This is a genomic window from Arthrobacter sp. NQ7, from assembly GCF_029581595.2.
GTDB classification, from domain to species: Bacteria; Actinomycetota; Actinomycetes; order Actinomycetales; family Micrococcaceae; genus Arthrobacter; species Arthrobacter phenanthrenivorans_B.
Genome location: NZ_JARFXU020000003.1, coordinates 263609 through 287029, shown reverse-complemented (window position 1 = coordinate 287029; position 23421 = coordinate 263609). Strand labels below are relative to the sequence as shown.

23 protein-coding genes, 2 tRNA genes and 1 other RNA gene are annotated in these 23421 nt (G+C 67.2%); 16 read left to right on the top strand and 10 right to left on the bottom strand.

Annotation, left to right across the window (positions count from 1 at the left end):
- Window positions 1-138 precede the first annotated feature (138 nt).
- Complete coding sequence (locus PUN71_RS06160) at window positions 139-876, top strand: zinc ribbon domain-containing protein (RefSeq protein WP_043450948.1); 738 nt, start codon at window positions 139-141, stop codon at window positions 874-876.
- Between the two features lie 12 nt (window positions 877-888).
- Here PUN71_RS06160 and PUN71_RS06155 read toward each other — a convergent pair whose 3' ends face one another.
- The gene (locus tag PUN71_RS06155; protein ID WP_277797709.1) at window positions 889-1653 is read right to left on the bottom strand and encodes a YaaA family protein; all 765 of its coding nucleotides are present in this window, start codon (window positions 1651-1653) and stop codon (window positions 889-891) included.
- 56 nt (window positions 1654-1709) lie between these two features.
- On the opposite strand from PUN71_RS06155, the gene rnpB reads away from it, so the two are divergent.
- The 6 genes from rnpB to PUN71_RS06125 all read left to right on the top strand — a co-directional run bounded on the left by rnpB (window position 1710) and on the right by PUN71_RS06125 (window position 5637).
- Window positions 1710-2096: RNase P RNA component class A (rnpB, locus tag PUN71_RS06150), an RNA gene on the top strand.
- Between the two features lie 44 nt (window positions 2097-2140).
- Entirely contained in the window at window positions 2141-2530 is a 390-nt protein-coding gene (locus tag PUN71_RS06145; protein ID WP_277797708.1) for a TspO/MBR family protein, read from the top strand.
- Window positions 2527-2673 (top strand): tryptophan-rich sensory protein, encoded by a 147-nt coding sequence (locus PUN71_RS06140; protein ID WP_277797707.1) that lies wholly within the window; start codon window positions 2527-2529, stop codon window positions 2671-2673. Before PUN71_RS06145 ends, PUN71_RS06140 begins: the two co-directional genes overlap by 4 nt.
- A gap of 263 nt (window positions 2674-2936) precedes the next feature.
- The gene (locus tag PUN71_RS06135; RefSeq protein WP_277797706.1) at window positions 2937-4415 is read left to right on the top strand and encodes a glyceraldehyde-3-phosphate dehydrogenase; all 1479 of its coding nucleotides are present in this window, start codon (window positions 2937-2939) and stop codon (window positions 4413-4415) included.
- A gap of 74 nt (window positions 4416-4489) precedes the next feature.
- Complete coding sequence (locus tag PUN71_RS06130; protein WP_043450952.1) at window positions 4490-4699, top strand: hypothetical protein; 210 nt, start codon at window positions 4490-4492, stop codon at window positions 4697-4699.
- A 125-nt stretch (window positions 4700-4824) separates the two neighbouring features.
- Window positions 4825-5637 carry an HNH endonuclease family protein gene (locus PUN71_RS06125; protein ID WP_277797705.1) on the top strand — a complete coding sequence of 271 codons (813 nt, stop codon included), beginning with the start codon at window positions 4825-4827 and terminating at the stop codon, window positions 5635-5637.
- A 43-nt stretch (window positions 5638-5680) separates the two neighbouring features.
- Here PUN71_RS06125 and def read toward each other — a convergent pair whose 3' ends face one another.
- From def to orn, 3 genes are all read right to left on the bottom strand, one after another.
- A complete protein-coding gene (gene def / locus PUN71_RS06120; RefSeq protein WP_277797704.1) occupies window positions 5681-6253 on the bottom strand; it encodes a peptide deformylase in 573 nt (190 codons plus the stop codon).
- A 131-nt stretch (window positions 6254-6384) separates the two neighbouring features.
- Window positions 6385-6457: transfer RNA gene (locus tag PUN71_RS06115), tRNA-His, on the bottom strand.
- A gap of 130 nt (window positions 6458-6587) precedes the next feature.
- The gene (gene orn, locus PUN71_RS06110; protein WP_082006999.1) at window positions 6588-7217 is read right to left on the bottom strand and encodes an oligoribonuclease; all 630 of its coding nucleotides are present in this window, start codon (window positions 7215-7217) and stop codon (window positions 6588-6590) included.
- A gap of 154 nt (window positions 7218-7371) precedes the next feature.
- Between orn and mptB the strand changes: the two genes are divergently transcribed.
- Window positions 7372-8928: a polyprenol phosphomannose-dependent alpha 1,6 mannosyltransferase MptB gene (mptB, locus tag PUN71_RS06105; protein WP_277797703.1), complete on the top strand. Its 1557-nt coding sequence runs from the start codon at window positions 7372-7374 to the stop codon at window positions 8926-8928.
- On the opposite strand, the gene PUN71_RS06100 is transcribed toward mptB, so the two are convergent.
- Window positions 8921-9637 (bottom strand): DNA alkylation repair protein, encoded by a 717-nt coding sequence (locus tag PUN71_RS06100; RefSeq protein ID WP_277797702.1) that lies wholly within the window; start codon window positions 9635-9637, stop codon window positions 8921-8923. The two genes, mptB and PUN71_RS06100, sit on opposite strands and share 8 nt — an antisense overlap.
- Before the next feature lie 77 nt (window positions 9638-9714).
- On the opposite strand from PUN71_RS06100, the gene PUN71_RS06095 reads away from it, so the two are divergent.
- Entirely contained in the window at window positions 9715-10617 is a 903-nt protein-coding gene (locus tag PUN71_RS06095; RefSeq protein ID WP_277797701.1) for an aldose 1-epimerase family protein, read from the top strand.
- Here PUN71_RS06095 and PUN71_RS06090 read toward each other — a convergent pair.
- Entirely contained in the window at window positions 10614-11396 is a 783-nt protein-coding gene (locus PUN71_RS06090; RefSeq protein WP_277797700.1) for an alpha/beta hydrolase, read from the bottom strand. The two genes, PUN71_RS06095 and PUN71_RS06090, sit on opposite strands and share 4 nt — an antisense overlap.
- Entirely contained in the window at window positions 11393-12472 is a 1080-nt protein-coding gene (locus tag PUN71_RS06085) for a LacI family DNA-binding transcriptional regulator (protein WP_277797699.1), read from the bottom strand. The genes PUN71_RS06090 and PUN71_RS06085 overlap by 4 nt, the downstream gene beginning before the upstream one ends.
- Before the next feature lie 167 nt (window positions 12473-12639).
- On the opposite strand from PUN71_RS06085, the gene PUN71_RS06080 reads away from it, so the two are divergent.
- From PUN71_RS06080 to PUN71_RS06070, 3 genes are read left to right on the top strand one after another with little or no spacing between them, the layout of a single operon-like run.
- A complete protein-coding gene (locus PUN71_RS06080) occupies window positions 12640-13809 on the top strand; it encodes a Gfo/Idh/MocA family protein (protein ID WP_277797698.1) in 1170 nt (389 codons plus the stop codon).
- Window positions 13809-15023, top strand: coding sequence for a dihydrodipicolinate synthase family protein (locus PUN71_RS06075; protein WP_277797697.1), 1215 nt, complete (start codon window positions 13809-13811; stop codon window positions 15021-15023). The genes PUN71_RS06080 and PUN71_RS06075 overlap by 1 nt, the downstream gene beginning before the upstream one ends.
- Window positions 15020-15859 carry a sugar phosphate isomerase/epimerase family protein gene (locus PUN71_RS06070; protein WP_277797696.1) on the top strand — a complete coding sequence of 280 codons (840 nt, stop codon included), beginning with the start codon at window positions 15020-15022 and terminating at the stop codon, window positions 15857-15859. Before PUN71_RS06075 ends, PUN71_RS06070 begins: the two co-directional genes overlap by 4 nt.
- A 151-nt stretch (window positions 15860-16010) precedes the next feature.
- Here PUN71_RS06070 and PUN71_RS06065 read toward each other — a convergent pair whose 3' ends face one another.
- The gene (locus PUN71_RS06065; RefSeq protein ID WP_277797695.1) at window positions 16011-17429 is read right to left on the bottom strand and encodes a xylulokinase; all 1419 of its coding nucleotides are present in this window, start codon (window positions 17427-17429) and stop codon (window positions 16011-16013) included.
- A gap of 3 nt (window positions 17430-17432) precedes the next feature.
- Window positions 17433-18620 carry a xylose isomerase gene (gene xylA, locus PUN71_RS06060; RefSeq protein ID WP_043450968.1) on the bottom strand — a complete coding sequence of 396 codons (1188 nt, stop codon included), beginning with the start codon at window positions 18618-18620 and terminating at the stop codon, window positions 17433-17435.
- 141 nt (window positions 18621-18761) lie between these two features.
- Here xylA and PUN71_RS06055 point away from each other — a divergent pair, with 141 nt between their 5' ends.
- Window positions 18762-19985 carry an ROK family protein gene (locus PUN71_RS06055; RefSeq protein WP_277797694.1) on the top strand — a complete coding sequence of 408 codons (1224 nt, stop codon included), beginning with the start codon at window positions 18762-18764 and terminating at the stop codon, window positions 19983-19985.
- 49 nt (window positions 19986-20034) lie between these two features.
- On the opposite strand, the gene PUN71_RS06050 is transcribed toward PUN71_RS06055, so the two are convergent.
- Window positions 20035-20107: transfer RNA gene (locus PUN71_RS06050), tRNA-Arg, on the bottom strand.
- 207 nt (window positions 20108-20314) lie between these two features.
- Here PUN71_RS06050 and PUN71_RS06045 point away from each other — a divergent pair.
- From PUN71_RS06045 to ettA, 3 genes are all read left to right on the top strand, one after another.
- Window positions 20315-20869: a single-stranded DNA-binding protein gene (locus PUN71_RS06045; protein WP_043450971.1), complete on the top strand. Its 555-nt coding sequence runs from the start codon at window positions 20315-20317 to the stop codon at window positions 20867-20869.
- Between the two features lie 184 nt (window positions 20870-21053).
- The gene (locus tag PUN71_RS06040) at window positions 21054-21608 is read left to right on the top strand and encodes a DUF6993 domain-containing protein (RefSeq protein ID WP_277797693.1); all 555 of its coding nucleotides are present in this window, start codon (window positions 21054-21056) and stop codon (window positions 21606-21608) included.
- A gap of 62 nt (window positions 21609-21670) precedes the next feature.
- Window positions 21671-23353 carry an energy-dependent translational throttle protein EttA gene (ettA, locus tag PUN71_RS06035; RefSeq protein ID WP_277797692.1) on the top strand — a complete coding sequence of 561 codons (1683 nt, stop codon included), beginning with the start codon at window positions 21671-21673 and terminating at the stop codon, window positions 23351-23353.
- Window positions 23354-23421: the final 68 nt, after the last annotated feature.

Here is a 23421-nt window from a genome sequence, read left to right as displayed (position 1 = left end):
CTCGCCGCCGGTCAGCGCAAGCTTCCGGTCCGGACATTTCATCCGCCCGGGCACGGCCGGCAGGGCCAGGCGCTAGAGTCTAGGAAGCGCCGATTCGGTGCCCGGCCCACAGCCGGTAGGGATCAAGCGGAGGTAGAAGTGGCCAAGGCAGCACCGGCGGAACAGTTGAAATTGCTCGAACTGCAGGGCTTTGACGCCAAGCTCAAAGCCCTGGCCACCCGCCGCCGCTCGCTGGAAAACGATCCCCGGATCAAGGACCTCGAGGCCGCGCTCTCCGTTGCGAACGGGGAACTGGGCGCGGCGAAGGTAGCCGTGCACGACGCCGAAGCCGCGCTGAAGCGGGCGGAGGCCGACGTCGAACAGGTCGCCTCACGGATCGAACGCGACGAAGCCCGGCTCAACAGCGGCACCGGACTGTCCAAAGACCTGGTGGCCCTGCAGAAGGACATCGCCTCGCTCAACAAGCGCCGCTCGGACCTGGAGGACGTGGAACTCGAAGTCCTGGAGCAGCTGGACACGCTGCGGGCGCGGCAGGCGGCGCAGCAGCAGATCGTTGACGACATCCAGGGCTCCTTCGGCGCCATCAGGGCTGAACTCGATGCAGCCCTGGCAGAGGTTGAAACGGAAGCCTCCGGGCTGCGGGCGCAGCGCAGCGAATTCGCCGCAGGGCTCGACGGCGGGCTGCTCGGCGTCTACGAAAAAACCCTGGCCCGGCGGGGGGTGGGCGCGGCACGGCTTTTCCACGGCACTTCCGAAGCCTCCGGCATGAAGCTCAGCCCGGGCGACCTCGCTGAAATCAAAGCCGCCGCGCCCGAGGACATTGTCTTTTGCCCCGATTCCGGCGCCATCCTGGTCCGCTCCGACGAGTGGTCCTGACGGCCGGGGACATCAGCCCGGCAGGATGATGTTCAGGGCATGCGGCTTCCGGGCCGTGCCCGGCACCAGCTCGGCGTCCCACTTTTCGCGGACGGCCTTCAGCAGGTCCGACGGCGTCCCGGGAGCTTTTCCGCGGCGCACCAGCAGGTGCCGCGCCAGTTCGCCCCGGGTGTGCTTGGCGAAATGGCTCACCACCTTCCGGACGCCGGCTGCCTCCGTGAAGACATTGACCGAGACGGTCTGCTCGGCCGGCGGCGCCCAGGCGGCGGCGTACGTGCTGGACCGGCAGTCCACCAGCAGGTGTCCCTCTGCCGCGGCCCCCAGCGTGTCGCCGAGCTGCGCCTTCCAGAACGGAGCCAGGCGGCCGACGTCGGGCAGTGCCGCAGCCATGGACAGCCGGTAGGCAGGGACGCGGTCGGCGAAGCGCAGGGCGCCCCACAACGCCGAGATGACCAGCACCGAATCGTCCGCCTTCCGGCGCTGCGCCGGGGCGAGGCTTCGGTAGCCAAGGGCGTCGTACAGGACGCCCGAGTAAATGCTGTGTGCCGGCGCGGCAGGCTCGGCGTGCAGCCGGGTATTGCGTTCAACGTCACCGCGCAGCGAAGCGCCGACTCCCAGCAAGGCGAGGGCGTCCTGGTGTGCGCTGGCCGTTCCCAGCGCCTCCAGGACCTTGGCCCGGTATGGATTGAGTTCCGGAAAGCCCAGGGAGGACCAGTCGACGGCGGGACCGCGGAGGGCGGGTGTCTTGCCTTCGGAGGGGGGAAGCAGAATCAGCACCGTCCGATCCTACCGGCGACAAAAGCGGCGGCCTGCGCCGGTAGACTGGACGCGGATGGGACAGCCAGACGGCCGCGCGCCACGCAAGTGGCTCGAGGAACGTCCGGGCTCCGCAGGGCAGGGTGGTGGGTAACGCCCACTCGGGGTAACCCGCAGGCCAGTGCCACAGAAAACAGACCGCCTGCAGTTCCGGCTCCGGCCGGGGCGGCAGGTAAGGGTGAAACGGTGGTGTAAGAGACCACCAGCTTCCCGGGTGACCGGGAAGGCTAGGTAAACCCCACCCGGAGCAAGGCCAGACAGGACACGTTTGAGGGCTGCCCGCCCGAGTGTCCGGGTAGGCCGCTGGAGGGTGCCGGCAACGGTACTCGTAGATGGATGGCCGTCGCTCCCGTGGCCGGCAACGGCAGGGAGAACAGAACCCGGCGTACCGGCTGTCCCATCCACCACCCCCGTTTGACCTCGGGCTTTGTGTTCGCGATGCTGTACCGTGCCCGTAATTCCTGACACGCATCCAGCAGCCCCCAACGGCTTCCCCGGTTTCCGTTCCCAGATCATTGCCCTCGCCGGATTCCTGGCGCTGTCCGCCGCGGCCTGGACCCTCGCCTCGGTTCCCATCATCCTGAATTCGAACGGCTGGTACGCCGGTTCGGTGAAAGCGCCGTGGATGCCGCCCTCGTGGATGTTCCGGACCACCTGGATGCTTCTCTACGCCGGCGTGGCCGCAGCGGCCTGGCTGGTGTGGCGCAAGGGCGGACTGACGGGGGGCGCCCGTGCCGGGTACGTGGTCCAGCTGCTGCTGAACACTGCCTGGCCGGTGGCCTTCTTCGCCATGTACCCCATGCTCGGCACGGCAGCCCTCTGGACTGCGTCCTGGTGATCTGCGTCCTCACGGCAACCCTGGCATTCCTCATTCTGCGGTTCGGGCCCGTGGACGCCGCCGCCGGGATCCTGGTGCTGCCCTACTTCTCCTGGCTCGTTTTCTCCGGAAGCCTGAATCTCTATTCAGCCCTTCATAACTGACGAACGACCGCCCACCGGCCCAGGCGCCCGTGTGAGTGATTTCACGCAGCGCAAGCGTGTTCCCTGCACCCGGCCAAATTAGAATGGATTCCGGACGCAGGAGTTCTACCGCCGAAAGTTGCGTTCGCAACCGGCGGTTTTTCTTTGCACGCGATCCAGGTGCCTGGGGGCCATCCCTGCAGGCGCCGGTGCCCCTGGACATCATCAGGTGGCCTACATCTGTGTACGAGGACGTACACGGCTGAACCGAGGAAGGTATTTCTGTGAGCCAGACGTCTGATTCTTGTCTTGATACGTGGATGGGCCGGGAGGCCCTCGCCGAGGCCATGATCCCGGTGATCGGCAGGCTGTACCGCGAAAACAACGTGGTGACCAGCATCCACGGCCGGAGCCTGATCAACAAGTCCACCATGAACATCCTCAAGGCGCACCGTTTTGCACGCCGCATGAGCAAGGATGAACTGCTCCTGGAGGAAACCGCGCCCCTGCTGAACACCCTGGCCGGACTCGAACTCGGTGCAGCCGCGATCGACATCGCCCGCCTGAACCAGAAGTTCAAGGAAGAAGGCAACGGCGCCACCCTGGAGGAGTTCCTCCGCGAAGAACTCGCCGACATCGTGGGCAAGCGCGGCGGCGACGACCGCACCAGCACCGACGTCGTGCTCTACGGCTTTGGCCGCATCGGCCGGCTCCTGGCCCGCCTCCTCATCGAAAAGGCCGGTGGCGGCCACGGCCTGCGCCTGCGCGCCATCGTGGTGCGCCGCGGCTCCGACAACGACCTCTCCAAGCGCGCCAGCCTGCTGCGCCGCGACTCCGTCCACGGCTCCTTCGAGGGCACCATCCGCATCGACGAGGCTGCCAACACCATCACGGCCAACGGCGTCCAGATCCAGGTCATCTACTCCAACGACCCCGCCACCATCGACTACACCGCCTACGGCATCAACGACGCCCTCGTGGTGGACAACACCGGCCGCTGGCGCGATGCCGAAGGCCTGTCCCAGCACCTGCAGAGCAAGGGCGTGGCCCGGGTCCTGCTGACCGCACCGGGCAAGGGCGAGCTGAAGAACATCGTCCACGGCATCAACCACGGGGACATCACCGACTCGGACCGCATCGTCTCCGCCGCGTCCTGCACCACGAACGCCATCACCCCGGTCCTGAAGGCCATCAACGACAAGTTCGGCGTGGTGCACGGCCACGTGGAAACCGTCCACTCCTTCACCAACGACCAGAACCTGATCGACAACTTCCACAAGGGTGACCGCCGCGGCCGGTCCGCAGCCCTGAACATGGTCATCACCGAAACCGGTGCCGCCAAGGCAGTGGCGAAGGCCCTGCCCGAACTCCTGGGCAAGCTCACCGGCAGCTCCATCCGCGTCCCCACCCCGGACGTGTCGCTGGCCATCCTGAACCTCAGCCTGGAAAACGGCACCACCAAGGACGAGGTCAACAACTACCTGCGCGAGATGTCGCTGCACTCGGACCTGCGCAAGCAGATCGATTACATCGATTCACCCGAGGTGGTTTCCACCGACTTCGTGGGCTCCCGCCGCGCCGGCATCGTTGACGGCCTCGCCACGGTCTCCACCGACAAGAACCTGGTCCTGTACGTCTGGTACGACAACGAATTCGGCTACAGCTGCCAGGTGGTGCGCGTGATGGAGGAGATGGCCGGTGTGAACCCGCCGTCCTTCCCCGCCAAGGAAAGTGCCGCGGCACTCGCCGCGATTGCCGTCTGACCGGTTCCGACACGTTCGGCGAATTCCCGGCTGGTTCTCTGGAATCAGCCGGGAATCGGTACCACACTGGTGGCATGGACAACGAATCGACACTTCAGCACGAAACCACCCTCGAACACGCCCTGGACGTGGCGAAAGCCAACCACAAGGAAGCGGTGCGTCTTCTTGAGCACGCCCGCGCGGCACAGAAGACCGGAGACGTCAGCGAGGACCGCGTGCGCCAGCTTGAGGGGCTGCTGGCCATCGCCGAGGAAGACCTCCGGCGGGTAACCAGGGAGCAATAAGCCAGGGTGCAGCCCCGGCCGTGTGACCCATCACTCGTCCTCAACAGTGTGGATATCAGCGGCCGGGGCATCGCTTTGTCCTAGGCTCTTGGGGTGCCCGACATTCCCCATCCGGCGTCAGCGCCATGAGCATCAAGTGGTCCGCCTACCGCCGCACCCGGCGACGTTCCCGGCAGGCCTGGGCATTCCTCGGCACCGCTGCTGCCGGCATCCTTGCCGTTCTCTTCTGGTTCTTTACCTCCGGCCAGTTCGGCGCGGCCGCCCGGCCTGACGGGCCAACGGAGGCCCCCGTCTTCGACAGTGCGTGGATGAAACCGGTCCAGGAGCCCCGCCCGGTGCCGGAGGGCAGCGCCCTCGCGGCCCTGGACGGCCTGGCAGTGAAGGGCAGAGCCCCGAACACCGGCTACAGCCGGGAGGCCTTTGGCCAGGCCTGGCTCGATGTGGACCGGAACGGCTGCGACACCCGCAATGACATCCTCCGCCGCGACCTGGCCGGCGTGGTCTTTTCCGAGGGCTCCACCTGCAAGGTTACGGCCGGGCACTTCCGCGAACCTTATACCGGCCGGGACATCGACTTCCGCCGTGGCCAGGACAGCAGCCGTGAGGTCCAGATCGATCATGTGGTGGCTTTGGGCGACGCCTGGCAAAAAGGGGCGCAGGGCCTGGACCCAGTGCAACGGCAGAGCCTCGCGAACGACCCCCTGAACCTCATCGCGGCGGAGGGTGCAGCGAACCAGCAAAAAAGTGCCGGAGATGCTGCCACCTGGCTGCCGAAGAATACGGCCCTGCGCTGCCACTACGTGGCCCGCCAGATCTCGGTGAAGTCCGCCTACGGGCTGTGGGTCACGGCAGCCGAAAAGGACGCCATGAAGAAGGTCCTCTCCACCTGCCCCCAGCAGCCGACCATCAGAGTCCAGCCCGCCCACGCCGCCGGCTGACCCGCGGGGAGATCCGGGGAAAGGCTCGTCCGGGAGGTCGCGGTCAGTGCCCGAACGGGTCCGGATCAACGCCGGGCAGCCAGGTCAGCCCGGGCACACCCCATCCGTTCTTCTTTGCCTGCTTCATGGCCTTGCGGGAGTAGCGGTCAATCAGCCGGTTGACGTACAACTTGCCGTCCAGGTGGTCGTACTCGTGCTGGATTACCCGCGCAAACCAGCCCGTTGCCTCGAACTTCACGGGATGGCCGAACCCGTCAAAACCCTCAACGCGTGCCCATTCCGCACGCTTCAGCGGATACTGCTCGCCTGGAAAGGACAGGCAGCCCTCTTCCTCCTCATCGGGGTCCGGAGCGGCGCCGGAGACCTTTGACAGGGTCAGGACGGGATTCACCAGGACCCCGGCGGGGGGAGCGCCATCATCATTGGCGTACTTGTAGACAAAGATCCGCTTGCCCACGCCAACCTGCGGGGCGGCGAGTCCCACACCGTTCGCGGCTTCGTTGGTTTCGAACATGTCGGCAATCAGGGTGCGGAGTTCGTCGTCGAAAACTTCCACCTCGGCGGCACGCCGGTGGAGGACGGGCTCACCCCAGATGGTGATCGGCAGAACAGTCATATCAGTAGTCCTTCGGCTTTCGCGGTGTCCCCGGCTCGTGTGGACGCGCCCCGTGGGGCACAACAAAGGAGGCCGCACCGGATATCCGGTGCGGCCTCCTTTGTTGACGGCTGCATGTGCCGCCCCGTGAGGGTGAGCGACGGGGGTTGAACCCGCGACCTCCTGGACCACAACCAGGCGCTCTGCCAACTGAGCTACGCCCACCATGTGCCTCAGGGGATTTCCGCCTTAGCGGCTCCCCGGAAACGCAACTCAAATAGCTTACCTGCTCAACAGGGGTGCTTTGTCCACTTTCGGTGATTTGCGGGAAAAATTTGTGCAAACGTGGCGCAGATTACTCGCCGGGCTGCCCGCCGGGTCCGGCGCCGGTGATTCCCTTCGCGATTTTCTGCGCCGTGGCACTGTCCGGGCCGGGGGAGGGGACAAACACCGCTTCACGGTAGTAACGCAGTTCGTCGATCGAGTCCTTGATATCGCCCAGGGCCCGGTGGCCGCCCTTCTTGGCGGGCGACTGGAAGTATGCCCGCGCGTACCAGCGGCGGGACAGTTCCTTGATGGTGCTGACATCGATGACCCGGTAGTGGAGGTGCTCCACCACGGCGGGCATGTCGCGGGACAGGAAGACGCGGTCCGTCCCCACCGAGTTTCCGCCCAGGGGTGCCTTGCGGGGATCCGGAACCCAGGTCGAGATGTACTCCATGACGGCTGCTTCCGCCTCCGCCATGGTCTTGCCGTGCGGAAGTTCCGCCAGCAGCCCGGATTTTGTGTGCATGTCGCGGACGAAGTCGGACATCTGGGCCACGGCTGCATCATCGGGTTTGATGACCACGTCCACACCGTCGCCGAGGATGTTCAGTTCTGAATCGGTGACCAGGGCTGCCACTTCGATGAGGGCGTCGTTCTTGATGTCCAGGCCGGTCATTTCGCAGTCGATCCAGACGATTCGTTCGTTAGATATAGGCACCGGTCCAGCCTACCGTTACACTCCCGGGCGCCCGGCCGATGCTAGGATTTCGGATACGCGGCGGGTCGCACTTCCGCCCTGAACCATGCCCCGGCCGGGCCGCGTGTCCCGCCGGGCAAACCGCGGAGACGCAAGACGATTGGACGTTCCTGAAATGACGGCGCCTCGGCCCGCAACGGGCGAACTGGCGGCGGCGGGCATCGCCGGGGCAGGCAGTGCCGAGGTGGACAATCCGCGGTCGTCCCTGCTGGCCGGTTTCCTGGGCTCCGTATTCATGCTCATTGGATCCTTCGGGGTGGGCTGGCTGGCCCCGGTCTCGGAACTGCGGCGGATGCCGCTCTTCATCTGGATGCGCACCGAGGCCCCGGGCGTCGCCCTGTCCATTGTCCTGGTGGCTGTCGGCGGCATGCTGCTGGTGCGTGCCTGGCTTCGGCTGGGCCAGAAGGTGAGGGTGTGGGGGCTGGAGGCGCGCAGGGCAACTCTGGCGGCCCTGGCGGCGTGGGGGCTGCCCATGATGTTCAGCGTGCCGCTGTTCAGCCGTGACGTCTATGCCTACATCGGGCAGGGACGCCTGATGGTGGAGGGCTTCAATCCCTACGAAAACGGCATCTCCGCCCTCTCCAACTACTTCCAGCTCGGGGCCGACAAGATGTGGACCGAGGCCCCGGTTCCCTATGGGCAGCTGTTCCTGTGGATCGAGCAGTTCGTCGTCTGGATCACCAACGTCCAGCCGGAGGCCTGTGTCATGCTCTTCCGGCTGGTGGCGGTGGCGGGCGTGGTGCTCTGCGTCATCTACGTTCCCCGGCTCGCGGAACTCCATGGCGTCAATCCGCACCGGGCCCTTTGGCTGACGGTGGCCAACCCGCTCTTCCTGACCAATTTCATCGCCAGCGTCCACAACGACTCCCTGATGATTGGACTGGCCCTGGCCGGGCTTTACTACTCCGCCACCAGGCGCGAGGTGCGCGGCATCGTGCTGGTGGCGCTTTCCATCGCGGTGAAGCCCATCACCATCGTCTTCCTGCCGTTCATCGGCCTTCTGTGGGCAGGAAAGGGGGCGGGGTGGCTGCGGAAGGGTGCGTTCTGGGCCCTGACGGCCGGGCTTAGCCTGGGGGTCCTGACGGCGATGAGCATGGTGAACGGCTTCGGCTTCGGCTGGATCAACGGGCTTTCCGCTCCCGGCAGCATCTCGATCTGGTACGCCCCGGTTGGCCTGATCGGCATGGTGGTGGACTCCCTCGCCAGCGCCTTCGGGCTGGACGGTTCCATCCCCGCGGGCTGGGTGTTCGACGCCGGGAAGCTGCTTGCCGTGGGCATGGTCGCCTGGCAGATCTTCAAGGGTGACTACGACCGGCTCATGCGCCGGCTTACGCTGGCCCTGGCGGCCGTGGTCCTGCTGGCCCCCATCATCCAGGCCTGGTACGTCGTGTGGCTCATACCGCTCTTTGCCGTGACCGGCATCAGGAATGACTGGCAGGTCAAAGCCCTGTACTTCGTGGTGTCCTTCTTCATGATCTATGCCATCTCGGACCAGCTGGATGTCTTCCCCTACCTGCAGACGCAGGACCTCGGCTTCGCCCTTGCCCTTGCCCGCGTGGCCGCCGCCCTGACGGCCCTCCTCTTCGCCCTGTACCTGATCTTCTGGGATCCGGGCACCCGGCGGCTGTTCCGCAAGACCCACCAGCCCGTCGTCGAACGCCCGGTCATCTAGTTCGCAGCTGCTGCCCCACGCCGGCGATCCTGCGCAGGGCTTCGTTTGTGGACAGGGGACTCAGTTCGCCGGCATGCCGCGCCACGAACACACCGACCCACTCCGGATCCGTCTTGGCGTATTCACGCAGCGCCCAGCCGATGGCCTTGCGGATGAAGAACTCCGGATCCGCCATGTTCGGCTCGATGACGGCTGCAAGCAGGGCCGTGTCGGTCGCCTTCTTCGCCTTGAGCTGCGAGGTGATGGCAGCCCTGCGGATCCACAGCTGCGGATCCCTGCTCCAGCGCCGAAGCACCGCCGACATCTCCCGGGGGTGCGCCAGCAGCAGGCCGCACAAACGGCCAGCCACGCCGTCGGCATAATCCCACCAGGCGCCCGTGCGGATGATTTCCTCGTATACCGGCAGCATTGCAAGGTCGCCGGCGACGAGACGGTGCGCCGTCAGGTCGATGGCGGCGTACCGCTCCTCGCGGAAGCCGGAGCTGCGCCACAGCTCCAGTACCGTGGCCCGCAGCTGCCCGGCGGATGCGGGCGGAAAGTCCCGGGCCGCTGACGCCGCGATGTGCCGGACCTCGGGAACCCGGACGCCCAGCGATGGCAGGGAAGACTTCATGTACGTCTGGGCTCCCGCCGCGCGCACCGGATCGGCGCGCTTTCCCAGGGCTTCCCTCAGGGCACGGATCAGGGCGTGATCGGCGGAGTCTTCCATGGGGTTACTCTAGCCAGCGGTGCCATCCGGTGAGGTACGCTGGTGAGCGCTAACACCGCAATAGTCAAAGGGGACCCATGTCCGGAACCGATATCCAGCTTGCCCGCGGATCCTACAACGCCACCGTCACCCCCCGCGGCGGGGCGCTGCGCGAACTGCGCTACGGAAACAGGGACCTGGTGGTGGGTTTTGGCCCGGACGGTCCGGTCCCCGATTACCGGGGCGTCATCTGCGCACCGTGGCCCAACCGGCTTGCCGACGGCACCTACACCTATCTCGGCACGTCCTATGCTGCCGCAGTCAACGAACCGGAACGTGCCGCAGCACTGCACGGACTGGCCATCCACCAGGCCTGGGACGTGCTGGAGGCAGCCTCAGGCCACGCTGTCCTGGGCTGCCGCATCCCTGCCGGCCCGGACTACCCCACCGACCTGGAACTCACGGTCACCTACCGGCTCTCCGACGACGGCTTCCACGGCACGGTCCAGGCGGTGAACGCCGGCCCCTCGTCCGCACCCTACGGCGTGTGCCCCCATCCCTACCTGGTGGCCGGCCCGTCCCCGCTCGACGAATGGTCGCTGGAGCTGCCGGCCGACGCCTATCTGGAGGTCACGCCGGACCGGCTGCTCCCGGTGGGTATGCGGCCGGTGGACGGGGACCCGTTCGACTTCCGGGCCCCCCGGCGGCTGGGTGCAGTCAGGATCGACCACGCGTTCACGGACCTCCGCCGGGACAGCGGCGGGACGGCACGGGTGCGGGTGCTGGATCCGTCGGGGACGGGTGTTGAGCTGGAATGGGGAAAGGAATGGCCCTGGGTCCAGGTGCACACCGGGGACAAGCCTGTGGGCCCGGACCGGCTGGGCCTGGCCGTTGAGCCGATGACCTGCCCGCCGGACGCCCTGAACTCCGGCACGGACGTGGTCCATCTGCAGCCGGGTGGCTCCCACTCCGCCTCCTGGACCATCAGGGCCGTGCGCTAGCCGATGCGTCCTGTGGCCGCCTGCGTAACTGCGGGGGAGTCCGCCCATCCCGCACGGTGCAGCCATGCGGCGCAGAGCCCGGTCCATTGCGCGGGGCCGGGTTCGTCCGCTGCCAGGCCCAGGCCGTGCCGCCCTTCCGGGAAGATGTGCAGTTCGGCCGGCACGCCGGCGGCGATGAGAGCCCTGGCGTAGTTCAGGCTGTTGCCCACCGGTACGGCGTCGTCGTCCGCGGTGTGCCACACGAACGCCGGCGGCGTCCGGCGCGTGACGTTCAGTTCCGCTGAGAGGGCCTGGACAAGGTCCGGCGACGGCGCGTCCCCGAGGAGGTTCGCGAGCGATCCCTGGTGCGTTTCATGCGTCAGGGACGCCACGGGGTAGCACAGTACCGAAAGGTCCGGAACGGCCCCGGGCACGTCCAGGTCCGCGTTGCCGGTGGCTGCTCCCGTCGCCAGGGTCGCCGCCAGATGGCCGCCCGCCGAGAAGCCCAGAACGCCGACGCGGTCCCGGTCCACCTCGAGACCGTGCTGCCCGCCGCGGATGTGGAGCATGGCTTCCTTGGCATCCGTCAACGGGGCCGGGTGCCGGTCCGGGGCCACCCGGTAGCGGAGCACGAAAGCATGGATGCCCAGCGAGGCGAGCCATTCGGCCACCGGTTCCGCTTCATGGTCCGCCTGGCGGGCGTAGCCTCCCCCCGGAAGGACCAGGACAGCGGGGCGCCGCCCGGGCGCCCCGCCGTCCTGGCGGGCCGGAACAGCGGTAAGTCCACGCGGGCCCGTCATGCCGCCGGCTCCGTGCTGCGCCGCAGCGTGACCTCGCCGGAGATCCCGCCAGGGGACGCTCCGTCGTCGTCGCCGTTGTCCTGGTGCCGGCCGGTGGCCCGGGTGGCCAACCGGCCGATGTCCTCCAGGGGCAGGCGGACCGTGGACAGGGCCGGGCGGAAATCGCGGAGGGTCTCGATGTCGTCAAAGCCGGCAATTGCGGCGTCGCGGGGGATGCGCAGCCCTTCCGACCGCAGCGCCGCTGCGGCCCCAATGGCCATTACGTCGTTGACGGCGAAAATGCACAGCTTCGGCGCGGCCGCGCCCCCGGAGGCCGCCGCCGTGATCCGTGCAGCCAGCTGCAGGCCTGCATCGTAGCCGCCGGACCTGTTGAAGGTGGTCCGCAGCACCTCTGCCGCCCGGTGCCCGGCCTGCTCCAGGCCTTCCTGGAAGCCGCGGACGCGGTCATCGGAGGTCAGCAGCCCTTCGGGCCCGGCCACGATCACGAATTCTCCATCCCAACCGGCGGCAAGTTCGGTGGCGAGCTGCCCGGCCAGCTCCTGGTTGGGAACCTTCAGTACGTGGTAGCCCTCCTGCGCGGCGGCCCCCACCACCGGATGCCCCACAACGGCGACTTGGCCTCCGTTGCGGCAGTACCGGTCCAGTTCGGCCGCGAGTTCGGCGTTGCCCTCGGCGTCTTCATCCCGGGACGAACGCGAGCCGGCAATCACAATGGAGTCGGCGCGGCGGGCCGCGAATGCGGCCACCGCTTCCTTTTCCTCGGCAGGGCCGCCGCCGGTGGTGGCGAGCAGCACCATCTTGCGCTGCTCCCGGGCAGCCTCCTGCACGCCCCTGGCAATCGCTGCGAAGTAGGGGTCGGCGATGTCATGGACGATCAGGCCGATCAGGCCGGAGCTGGATTTCGCCAGCCCCTGGGCCTGGGCATTGGGAATGTAACCCAGGGAGTCCGCTGCCTGCCGGACCCGCTCGGCAATGTCCTTGCCAGGCTTGCGCGCTGACCCGTTCAGCACGCGCGACGCGGTAGCGGGGGAGACGCCGGCCAGGCGGGCCACCTCGGTAAGGGTACTTGCAGCCACTTCATCTCCTGCGGTTCGGGGGAACTCAAGGCCTCTGCACATTATGTCAGTTCAAACTACTTCCGGAAAGCGCTTGCCAACCGCAAGCGCGCCGTGCATCATAGAAGCAGTGGGAATGCGCTTTCCCAGTTAGCTTGAGTTACTTGCTCACTCACCGTGGAGGACACATGGGCTTCGAAACGAAAACAATCCGCATTGCCATGAACGGCATCACCGGCCGGATGGGCTACCGCCAGCACCTGCTGCGTTCCATCCTGCCCATCCGCGATGCCGGCGGCTTCACGCTGGAAGACGGGACCCGCGTCCAGGTCGAGCCCATCCTGGTGGGCCGCAACGAGGCCAAGATCCGCGAGCTCGCCGAAAAGCACAAGGTCGCCGAATGGAGCACCGACCTGGACGCCGTGATCAACGACCCCACAGTCGATGTCGTCTTTGATGCCTCCATGACCAGCCTCCGGGCCGCGACGCTGAAGAGGGCCATGCAGGCCGGCAAGCACATCTTCACCGAGAAGCCCACGGCGGAAACGCTGGAGGAGGCCATCGAGCTGGCCCGCATCGGCAAGCAAGCCGGCGTCACGGCGGGCGTCGTGCACGACAAGCTCTACCTCCCCGGCCTGGTCAAGCTGCGGCGCCTGGTGGATGAAGGCTTCTTCGGCCGCATCCTGTCCATCCGGGGAGAGTTCGGCTACTGGGTGTTCGAGGGCGACGTGCAGGCTGCGCAGCGGCCGTCGTGGAACTACCGCAAGGAAGACGGCGGCGGAATGACCACCGACATGTTCTGCCACTGGAACTACGTCCTGGAAGGCATCATCGGCAAGGTCAAGAGCGTCAACGCCAAGACCGCCACCCACATCCCCACCCGCTGGGACGAGGCAGGCAAGGAATACAAGGCCACCGCGGACGACGCCTCCTACGGCATCTTCGAGCTCGAGACCCCCGGCGGCGACGAGGTCATCGGCCAGATCAACTCCTCCTGGGCCGTGCGCGTGTACCGGGACGAGCTGGTGGAATTCCAGGTGGACGGCACCCTCGGTTCCGCCGTGGCAGGCCTGAACAAGTGCGTCGCCCAGCAGCGCGCCCACACCCCCAAGCCCGTCTGGAACCCCGACCTGCCGGTCACCGAATCCTTCCGCGACCAGTGGCAGGACGTTCCCGCCAACGCCGAACTCGACAACGGTTTCAAGCTGCAGTGGGAGGAATTCCTCCGCGACGTCGTGGCAGGCCGGGAACACCGTTTCGGCCTGCTTTCCGCGGCCCGCGGTGTCCAGCTCGCCGAACTTGGCCTGCAGTCCAGCGCCGAACGCCGCACCCTCGACATCCCGGAGATCACGCTCTAATGACTTCCCTCATCCTTCCCTCCGAAGACGGCGGCACCAGGGAGTACCGCCTGCAGGGCGGCACCACCTGGGCCCGCCCCACTGCCCCGCTGACCGCGCGCCGCGCCTACGCGGCCGCCCACGTCATCCCCGAAGTGCTGGCCGACAACACACCCGGCGCCCCTGCCCGGCTGGACTGGGACGCCACCATGGCGTACCGGCACGAGCTGTGGTCCTACGGCCTGGGCGTTGCCGATGCCATGGACACTGCGCAGCGCGGCATGGGCCTGGACTGGGCTGCCACACAGCAGCTCATTAAGCGCACCGGTGTGGAAGCCGCCTCGGTGGTGTCCGCCGGCAACCCGGCCACCGCCGGAAAATCCGTCCGTGACCTCGTCTCCTGCGGCGCCGGCACCGACCAGCTCGACCTTGACGCGGTGCCCACCGGCGAAGCCGGGCTCAAGGCTGTGCTCGAGGCCTACCGCGAACAGATCGCCGTTATCAGCGAGGCCGGTCCCAAGGTCATCCTCATGGCATCCCGGGCCCTCGCCAAGGCAGCCCGCGGGCCCGAGGACTACCTGGCGGTGTACTCAACCCTGCTGCAGGAAGTGGACCAGCCCGTCATCCTGCACTGGCTGGGCACCATGTTCGATCCCGCGCTGGCCGGCTACTGGGGCTCCGACGACGTTGCAGCCGCGACCGACACCTTCCTCGGCCTCATCCGGGACAACGCGGACAAGGTGGACGGCGTCAAGGTCTCGCTGTTGGATGCCGGCCACGAGGTTGCGCTGCGTGCGGCACTGCCCGAAGGGGTCCGCCTCTACACCGGTGACGACTTCAACTACCCGGAACTCATCGACGGCGACGGCACGCACCACTCCGACGCCCTGCTGGGTATCTTCGCGGCCATCTACCCTGCAGCCTCCGTGGCCCTGCAGAACTACGACGCCGGAAACGCCGCCAAGGCGCGGGAAATCCTTGACTCCACCCGGGAACTGGGCAAGCACATCTTCAGCGCCCCCACGTTCTACTACAAGACCGGCATCGCCTTCATGTCGTGGCTCAACGGCAAGCAGCCCGGCTTCCAGATGGTGGGCGGCCTGCATTCCGGGCGTTCGGTGTGCCACCTCGCCCGGACCTTCGAACTGGCAGACAAGGCAGGCCTGCTCAAGGATCCCGCATTGGCCGCCTTCCGGATGTCCGACTACCTGCGCATCAACGGGGTGGGAGTATGAGCGACTTTTCCCGCCTGTCCATCAACAGCGCCACCACCAAGAAGTGGACCCTCGCCGAAGTGGTGGAGGGCTGCGTCAAAGCCGGCATTCCTGCCATCGGCCCATGGCGCGACCGCGTCGAAGAGGCCGGGCTGGACAAGGCAGCACGCCTGATCAAGGACGCGGGATTGCGCGTTTCCTCGCTGTGCCGGGGCGGCTTCCTCACCGCCCCCGACGCCGACGGCCAAGCCGCCGCGCTCGCCGACAACCGCGCCGCCATCCTTGAGGCCGTGGCCCTGGACACCCGGGAACTCTTCCTGGTGGTGGGCGGGCTGGCCCCGGGGGAGAAGGACGTGGTGGCCGCCCGGCAGCGCGTGGCTGACCGTCTTGCCGACCTCGTCCCGTTTGCGGAGGAAAACGGGGTCCGCCTGGTCCTTGAGCCGCTGCACCCGATGTACGCCGCGGACCGTGCGCTGATCTCCACCCTTGGCCAGGCCCTGGACCTCGCCGCACCGTTCGACGCCGCAACCGTGGGCGTCGCCGTCGACACCTTCCACGTCTGGTGGGACCCGGAACTGAAGGGGCAGATCGAACGCGCCGGCCGGGAACACCGGATCGCCTCCTACCAGGTGTGCGACTTCACCATGCCCATCGCCGCCGACCCCCTGCTCTCCCGCGGATACATGGGCGACGGCGTGGTGGACTTCGCCACGATCAGCACCTGGGTGCGCGACGCCGGCTACACGGGCGATATCGAAGTGGAGATCTTCAACCAGAAGATCTGGGACACGGACGGCAACACTGTCCTGGCAACGGTCAAGGAACGCTACGCGGAGCTCGTCCTCCCGTACGCCTGAGTGGCCCGGACCCAACAGACCGCGGGTTCCTGCTACGTCACGGCAGGAGCCCGCACCACATGGAAGGACCCGGCCCCTGCGGTGGCTTACCACCCCCGGGGCCGGGTCCTTTCTTTGTGCTCTCTCTTCCTCGTACTGCTTGTCCCCGTCCCTAGGCGTACAGCGCGGCGAACCGGCGGTACCTCGCCAGCAGGCCGGCGTCGTCCTTCCCCGTTGGAAGGTCGACGGCGTCTGCCGCCCAGGCAGGGAAGCGTCCGGTGAGTGCCGCGGCGGCCTGCCGGGCCGCACCGTCGGCCACGTATTCCCCGGGCCGGGGAACGGTAACGGGGGCTGACAGCAGGGCTGCCGCAACTTCCTGGACGGCGGTGGACTGGGCGCCCCCCCCCACCAGCAGGATCCGCCGGGCGGCAACCCCCTGCGCCTGTAGTGCCGCCAGGCCGTCCGCCAGGGAACAGACCACGCCTTCGACGGCGGCACGCGCCAGGTTGGCGGGGGTGTAGTTGGCGCGGGTGATGCCGTGCAGCGATCCCGTGGCGTCCGGCAGGTTGGGCGTGCGCTCGCCGTCGAAGTATGGGACCAGAGTCAGGCCGCCCGCTCCGGGTGCTGCCGACAGGGCCAGCCGGTTGAACTCCGGCAGGTCCACGCCCAGCAGCCCGGCTGTGGCATCGAAAATCCGGGTGGCATTCAGGGTGCAGACCAGGGGCAGGTAATGCCCTGCTGCGTCGGCAAATCCGGCCACCAGTCCCGAGGCATCCGCCGCCGGCATCTCCGAAACGGCAAACACGGTCCCGGAGGTACCCAGCGACACCACGACGTCACCTAATCCTGCGCCGGCACCCAGGGCGGCGGCCGCATTGTCACCGGCGCCGGCGGCCAGAAGGCTGCCCGCCGGTGTCCGTCCCGCCGCTTCAAGGGGGCCCAGCACCCTCGGCAGGACCGGGACATGCCCCAGGGCCGCGGACACGGCGTCGTTGAGGTAAGCACCCTCCGCTGCCGAGTAGTACCCGGTTCCCGAGGCGTCTGAGCGGTCAGTGGCAAGCGCGGCCAGGCCGTCCTTGCCGCTGCCGGGGCCGTAACCGGCAAGCCGCCAGGTCAGCCAGTCGTGGGGAAGGCATACGGCGGCTACTTTTGCCGCGTTGTCCGGTTCGTTGGCCGCGAGCCAGTGGAGCTTGGTCAGGGTCAGCGAGGCCACTGGGACCGTGCCCGTGGCGCCGGCCCAGTAGCGGGCGCCGGCGGCGGGATCGCCACCGCCCGCGCTCTCGATCAGCTGCGCCGCTGCGCCGGCGCTGCGGGTGTCATTCCACAGCAGCGCCGGCCGGACCACGGCACCGTCCGCATCAAGGCAGACCATGCCGTGCTGCTGGCCACCGACGGAGACCGCGGCGACGTCATCCAGCCCACCGGCGTCGGCCACCGCTTTTTGCAGCGCCGTCCACCAGTGGTCCGGATGGACTTCCGTGCCTTCGGGATGGCTGGCACGGCCCTGCCGCACCAGTGCTCCCGTGTCCGCGTCGCGGATGACGACTTTGCAGGACTGGGTGGAGCTGTCGATGCCTGCAACGAGCACCATGGCCTAGCGGGATCCCAGCAGGTGTTCGATGGCGAGCTGGTTGAGCCGGACGAAGGCAAAGGAGCGTTCGGCGGCCTTGTCGGCGTCGAAGTCCTCGAACGAGGCGGCATCGGCGAGCAGGTCGGCGGTGGTCTCGCCCGCGGTGAGGGTGGGCTCACCGAGTTCGAAGACGCCGGATGCCTTGAGTGCTTCCTGGACCTCGGGGTCTGCGCGGAAGGCCAGTGCGCGTTCCTTGAGGAGCAGGTACATCGCCATGTTGGCCTTGGCGGATTCCCAGACACCGTCGTAGCCGTCGGTGCGGGAGGGCTTGTAGTCGAAGTGGCGCGGGCCGTCGTACTTCGGGCCACCGCCCGGGAAGCCGTTTTCGAGCAGGTCCACAGTGAAGAAGGCGCTGGTCAGATCGCCATGGCCGAAGACCAGGTCCTGGTCGTACTTGATGCCGCGCTGGCCGTTGAGGTCGATGTGGAAGAGCTTGCCCGCCCAGAGGGCCTGGGCGATGCCGTGGGTGAAGTTCAGTCCTGCCATCTGCTCGTGCCCGGTTTCCGGGTTGAGGCCCACGATGTCGCCGTGCTCGAGCTGGGCGATGAAGGCCAGGCCATGGCCCACGGTGGGCAGGAAGATGTCGCCGCGGGGCTCGTTCGGCTTGGGCTCGAGGGCAATGCGCAGGTTGTAGCCCTTGTCCTTGATGTAGCCCGCCGCTGTGTCCACGCCTTCCTTCATCCGGTCCAGGGCAGCGGCGAGGTCCTTCGACCCGTCGTACTCGCTGCCTTCCCGGCCGCCCCACATGACGAACGTTTCGGCGCCGAGCTCGGCGGCAAGGTCGATGTTCCGCAGGACCTTGGACAGGGCGAAACGGCGGATGGAGCGGTCGTTGGACGTGAAGCCGCCGTCCTTGAAGACAGGGTGGCTGAACAGGTTGGTGGTGACCATCGGAACCTTCAGCCCGGTTTCCGCCAGCGCCGAGCGGAAGTTCTTCAGGATCAGCTCCCGCTCGGAGGCGGAGGCGTCGAACGGGACCAGGTCGTTGTCGTGGAAGGTGATGCCGTACGCGCCCAGTTCGCTGAGCTTGTGCACGGCTTCCACGGGGTCAAGGGCCTTGCGGGTGGCCACACCGAACGGGTCGGCGCCGGTCCAGCCGACCGTCCAGAGGCCAAACGTGAACTTGTCGTCGGGAGTGGGGGAGAGAGTCATGATGCGTCCTTGCGATCAACGCTCCGCGGGATTGCGAAGCTTTAGTTCATTGCCTGAACTTTATGAGCCGACGTAGGGTGGGGTCAAGGGTCAGCTCGAAACAACCCGAAAATTGAGGGATGTCCAGCCGGGAGGTTTGTGATGGTAATGCCGGTGCCCGCAGCGCCCATGCCCGGAGGCGCCCCCGGGAACGTGGGCGATGTGCGCCGCAGCAACCTCGCCCTGGTCCTCGGTGCCATCGCCGAATTCCCTCCCGGCCTCAATCCCAGCCGCGCACAGGTGGCGGCCGCCACGGGACTGACCAAGGCGTCGGTGTCCAGCCTGGTCCTCGACCTGCTGGACACCGGGATCATCCGCGAAATCGGCCTGAACCCGCAAGGCCGCGGCCGTCCCGGGGTGGGGCTGGAGCTCAGCCCCAGCCGTGCCGTCATGGGAATGGAGATCAACGTCGACTACATTTCGGCCGCTGTGGTCGGCCTGGCAGGCACCGTCCTTATCCGGGAAGTGCAGGAACGCGACAACCGCAACAGCCCGGACGGGCCGGTGCTGGCGGCGCTGGCGGTCCTCGCCGCCAAGGTGCGGAGCGCTGCGGGGGAGCGGGGTATCGAGGTCCTGGGCGGAGGCCTGGCCGTGCCCGGACTCGTAGACCCCGCACGGTCGCGGGTGCTGACTGCCCCCAACCTGGGCTGGGCCAACGTGGACCTCGATCCCGACGCCCTGCTGCCCGAATCACCTTTGGGCGTCGCACTCTTCAACGAAGCCAACGCCGCCGCGCTGGCAGAACTGCGTCACCGGCCGGACGGCGCCTCCACCTTCCTCTTCGTCTCCGGTGAGGTGGGTGTCGGCGGTGGCATTGTCATCGGCTCCGAACTCTTCACCGGACCCGGCGGGCATGCGGGCGAGGTGGGCCATATCGTGGTGGACCCCGACGGCGGCCGCTGTTCATGCGGGGGAACAGGCTGCCTGGAAACCGTGGCCGGCCAGGACGCCATTGTCGCCGCCGCCGGCGTGGCCCCCGGCGGTCTTTCACGCTCTGCGGCTGTGTCCCTGCTCCTGCAGGCGTTGGAAGCGGGCGAGCCCCAGGCTGTCGCCGCCGTCGAGCGCGCCGGCCGCTGCCTGGGCATTGCGCTCGCCTCCACGGCGCGCGTGGTCAATGTCGAATCAGTGGTCCTGGGCGGCCACTTCGCCGTCCTGGAACCCTGGCTCCGCGTCCCGCTGCTGAAGAGCCTGCAGAAATATGCGCCGGGGAAGTTCGGGCCCGACCAGGTGTCGGTGTCGGCTGTGGGTGAACCGGGCGCCCTGCTGGGAGCCGCCGGCAGCGTTGTCAGATCCCTCATCGACGCGCCGCACCGGTTGCAGGCCTAGCAGGCAACAAAAGACGCCCCGGTGCAAAGACCGGGGCGTCCTCCGCACGTGCCCCAGGAGGGAATCGAACCCCCGACCGGCGGATTAGAAGGCCGCTGCTCTATCCCCTGAGCTACTGAGGCATGGGTTTCCGGCCTTCCGGCCGGCGCCTCAAAAAGTCTACATTGCCCGGGCTGCCGGCGGCGTCATCCGGCCCCACTGCCCCTCCACAGGCTTTGCCTGCACCGGCGTTGTCCACATAGGGAGAACCGGGACTCCTGCCCCCTGCCGTCCCGGCGCCATGCTGGTCATGCCTGCTAAGGGCGCCACCATCCAGACAGGACGTAGACATGAGCGACACGACCATTACCATCCGGGGCTTCGTGGCCACGGAGATAACAAGTTCCACCACGCCGGGGGGAGTGGCAACAGCCTCCTTCCGGCTCGGTTCCACCGCCCGCCGTTTCGACCAGGCATCCAAGACCTGGGGCGACGGACACACCAACTGGTTCACGGTCCAGGGCTACCGCAACCTTGCCGGAACCCTCGGCTGCAGCATCAGGAAGGGGCAACCCGTCATTGTGGTGGGCAAGCTGAAGATCCGGACCTGGGAAAAGGAAGGGCGGGTGTACCACTCCACCATCATTGACGCTGAGGCCGTCGGACACGATCTCACTTTCGGGTCGGCCAACTTCATCCGTACTGCTGCCAGGCCCGCGCTCTCCCTGGTGGAGCAGCCGCCTGCCCCGGATGCGGCTGCAATGGATCAGTTCCCGGACGATGAACCGGAGGACCGGGACAACGAACATCCGGACGATCCGGGCCAACCCGCCGTCATCATCGAAGACAGCGACGGCAGCCCCGCCTCGCTGGACCTGGAGACAGGGGAGCTCGCCGAGGTCTGAGGGAAGCACCTGCCAGACAGCAGCGTCCCGTTCAGTCCCGTTCAGTCCCGGGCGGACGGAGGGCGGCACCCCCGGCCGTCCTCCGTCCGCCCGCCAATTCCGGAACCACTGCATGCGCCACGGGACCGTGGCAGATCGCCCGTCCTGGACCGGGCTGTCCCGGCCGGCATGGCACAATGGCACCATGCTTCCCACCCCCAACAGCCGGCAGGGCAGTGCTGCAGGAGCAGTGCTGGCATGCGGTGTCCTTTCTGTTCTCCTGGCCGGCTGTGGTGCCGGCGGGTCAGCAAACCAGCCGGCATCCGGAAACACGAACGGGTCTCCAGCAGCACCGGAATCCCCTGCCGCCCCACAAGGCCAGGCGGCCGCGGTATCCGGAGCGTCCCCGCAGGCGACGGGCTCAACAGGAGATCCACTGGGCGCAACGCCGGACGGTGCGTCGGCGCCTACTGCCACCGACACGGTGAAGCGGACGGTTACAGACACCCTGTCCACCCTGGCGGCGGGAACCCCCAAGCCGGCCACCGCGCAGGTCACTGACGCGTTGACCGGAGCGGGCATCGCCCCGGCAGCCCTGCAGGTCTCGCAAAGCCGCACGCCCACAGGGCTGGAGGCGGACGCCATCGAAGCCGCCGTACTGCAGGGCAGCGACTGCGTGATCGGACAGGTGCGGGAAGGCGCCGTGACTGTCACCGTCCTCCCGGTTCTGGCCAGCGGCAAGTGCTTCGTAGGGTCCTGAACCCGCCGGTCGTCCCGCAGCAAAATGTGAGATCTGCCCGCCAACCCACTAGATTTGAGACCATGGCGGAATTTATCTACACAATGACCAAGGCCCGCAAGGCCGTTGGCGAAAAACTCATTCTTGATGACGTAAGCATGTCTTTCTTCCCGGGCGCCAAGATTGGTGTTGTGGGCCCGAACGGTGCCGGTAAGTCCACCATCCTCAAGATCATGGCCGGGCTGGATACCCCCTCCAACGGTGAAGCCAGGCTGAGCCCCGGCTACAGCGTGGGCATCCTGCTCCAGGAGCCGCCGCTCAACGAGGAAAAGACCGTCCTGGGCAACGTGCAGGAAGGCGTTGGCGAGATCTACAGCAAGATCCAGCGCTTCAACGAGATTTCCGAGGAAATGGCCAGCCCGGACGCCGATTACGACACCCTTCTCGAGGAAATGGGCAAGCTCCAGGAAGCCATCGACGCCGCCGATGCCTGGGATCTCGATTCCCAGCTCGAACAGGCCATGGACGCGCTCCGCTGCCCGCCGGCGGATGCCGATGTCACCAACCTCTCCGGTGGTGAGCGCCGCCGCGTCGCCCTGTGCAAGCTCCTCCTGCAGAAGCCGGACCTGCTGCTCCTCGACGAGCCCACCAACCACCTGGACGCCGAAAGCGTGCTGTGGCTGGAGCAGCACCTCTCCAGCTACCCCGGCGCCGTGCTGGCCGTTACCCACGACCGGTACTTCCTGGACCACGTGGCGGAATGGATCGCCGAGGTGGACCGCGGACACCTCTACCCGTATGAGGGCAACTACTCCACTTACCTGGAGAAGAAGCGTGCCCGCCTCGAGATCCAGGGCAAGAAGGACGCCAAGCAGGCCAAGCGCCTCGCCGAGGAACTCGATTGGGTCCGCTCCAACGCCAAAGGCCGCCAGACCAAGTCGAAGGCCCGCCTGGCCCGGTACGAGGAAATGGCTGCGGAAGCAGACCGGACCCGCAAGCTGGACTTCGAGGAAATCCAGATCCCGCCGGGACCGCGCCTGGGTGGCCTGGTCCTGGAGGCCAAGAACCTCCAGAAGGGTTTTGACGACCGCGTCCTGATCGACGGCCTGTCCTTCAGTCTTCCCCGGAACGGCATCGTCGGCGTCATCGGCCCCAACGGCGTGGGCAAGTCCACCCTGTTCAAGACCATCGTGGGCCTGGAACCGCTCGACGGCGGCGAACTGAAGATCGGCGACTCCGTCAAGATCTCCTACGCCGACCAGAGCCGCGGCGGCATCGACCCCAACAAAACCTTGTGGGAAGTGGTGTCCGACGGACTCGACTTCATCCAGGTGGGCAACGTCGAAATGCCGTCCCGCGCCTACGTGGCAGCCTTCGGCTTCAAGGGCCCGGACCAGCAGAAGAAAGCCGGCGTGCTCTCCGGTGGTGAGCGGAACCGGCTGAACCTGGCCCTGACCCTGAAGCAGGGCGGAAACCTGCTGCTGCTCGACGAGCCCACCAACGACCTCGACGTCGAAACCCTCAGCAGCCTGGAAAACGCCCTGCTTGAATTCCCGGGCTGCGCCGTGGTGGTTTCGCACGACCGGTGGTTCCTGGACCGTGTGGCCACCCACATCCTTGCCTACGAAGGTGACGACGAGAACCCCTCCAAGTGGTACTGGTTCGAGGGCAACTTCGAATCCTACGAGGAAAACAAGGTTCAGCGCCTCGGTCCCGATGCCGCCAAGCCGCACCGGGTCACGCACCGCCGCCTGACCCGCGACTAGCGGCAGGCCGCTTCGGCATAAGCAGGCACAGGGAGGCCGGCAGCGTACGTGATCACATCACGTACGCT

What these genes read in the sequence shown, in the direction of transcription:
- PUN71_RS06130 (WP_043450952.1), top strand. Translation starts at nt 4,490, where the DNA reads ATGGACAACGAATCGACACTTCAGCACGAAACCACCCTCGAACACGCC.
- PUN71_RS06125 (WP_277797705.1), top strand. Translation starts at nt 4,825, where the DNA reads ATGAGCATCAAGTGGTCCGCCTACCGCCGCACCCGGCGACGTTCCCGG.
- def (WP_277797704.1), bottom strand. Translation starts at nt 6,253, where the DNA reads ATGACTGTTCTGCCGATCACCATCTGGGGTGAGCCCGTCCTCCACCGG.
- mptB (WP_277797703.1), top strand. Translation starts at nt 7,372, where the DNA reads ATGACGGCGCCTCGGCCCGCAACGGGCGAACTGGCGGCGGCGGGCATC.
- PUN71_RS06100 (WP_277797702.1), bottom strand. Translation starts at nt 9,637, where the DNA reads ATGGAAGACTCCGCCGATCACGCCCTGATCCGTGCCCTGAGGGAAGCC.
- PUN71_RS06095 (WP_277797701.1), top strand. Translation starts at nt 9,715, where the DNA reads ATGTCCGGAACCGATATCCAGCTTGCCCGCGGATCCTACAACGCCACC.
- PUN71_RS06090 (WP_277797700.1), bottom strand. Translation starts at nt 11,396, where the DNA reads ATGACGGGCCCGCGTGGACTTACCGCTGTTCCGGCCCGCCAGGACGGC.
- PUN71_RS06080 (WP_277797698.1), top strand. Translation starts at nt 12,640, where the DNA reads ATGGGCTTCGAAACGAAAACAATCCGCATTGCCATGAACGGCATCACC.
- PUN71_RS06075 (WP_277797697.1), top strand. Translation starts at nt 13,809, where the DNA reads ATGACTTCCCTCATCCTTCCCTCCGAAGACGGCGGCACCAGGGAGTAC.
- PUN71_RS06070 (WP_277797696.1), top strand. Translation starts at nt 15,020, where the DNA reads ATGAGCGACTTTTCCCGCCTGTCCATCAACAGCGCCACCACCAAGAAG.
- PUN71_RS06065 (WP_277797695.1), bottom strand. Translation starts at nt 17,429, where the DNA reads ATGGTGCTCGTTGCAGGCATCGACAGCTCCACCCAGTCCTGCAAAGTC.
- xylA (WP_043450968.1), bottom strand. Translation starts at nt 18,620, where the DNA reads ATGACTCTCTCCCCCACTCCCGACGACAAGTTCACGTTTGGCCTCTGG.
- PUN71_RS06055 (WP_277797694.1), top strand. Translation starts at nt 18,762, where the DNA reads ATGGTAATGCCGGTGCCCGCAGCGCCCATGCCCGGAGGCGCCCCCGGG.
- PUN71_RS06045 (WP_043450971.1), top strand. Translation starts at nt 20,315, where the DNA reads ATGAGCGACACGACCATTACCATCCGGGGCTTCGTGGCCACGGAGATA.
- PUN71_RS06040 (WP_277797693.1), top strand. Translation starts at nt 21,054, where the DNA reads ATGCTTCCCACCCCCAACAGCCGGCAGGGCAGTGCTGCAGGAGCAGTG.
- ettA (WP_277797692.1), top strand. Translation starts at nt 21,671, where the DNA reads ATGGCGGAATTTATCTACACAATGACCAAGGCCCGCAAGGCCGTTGGC.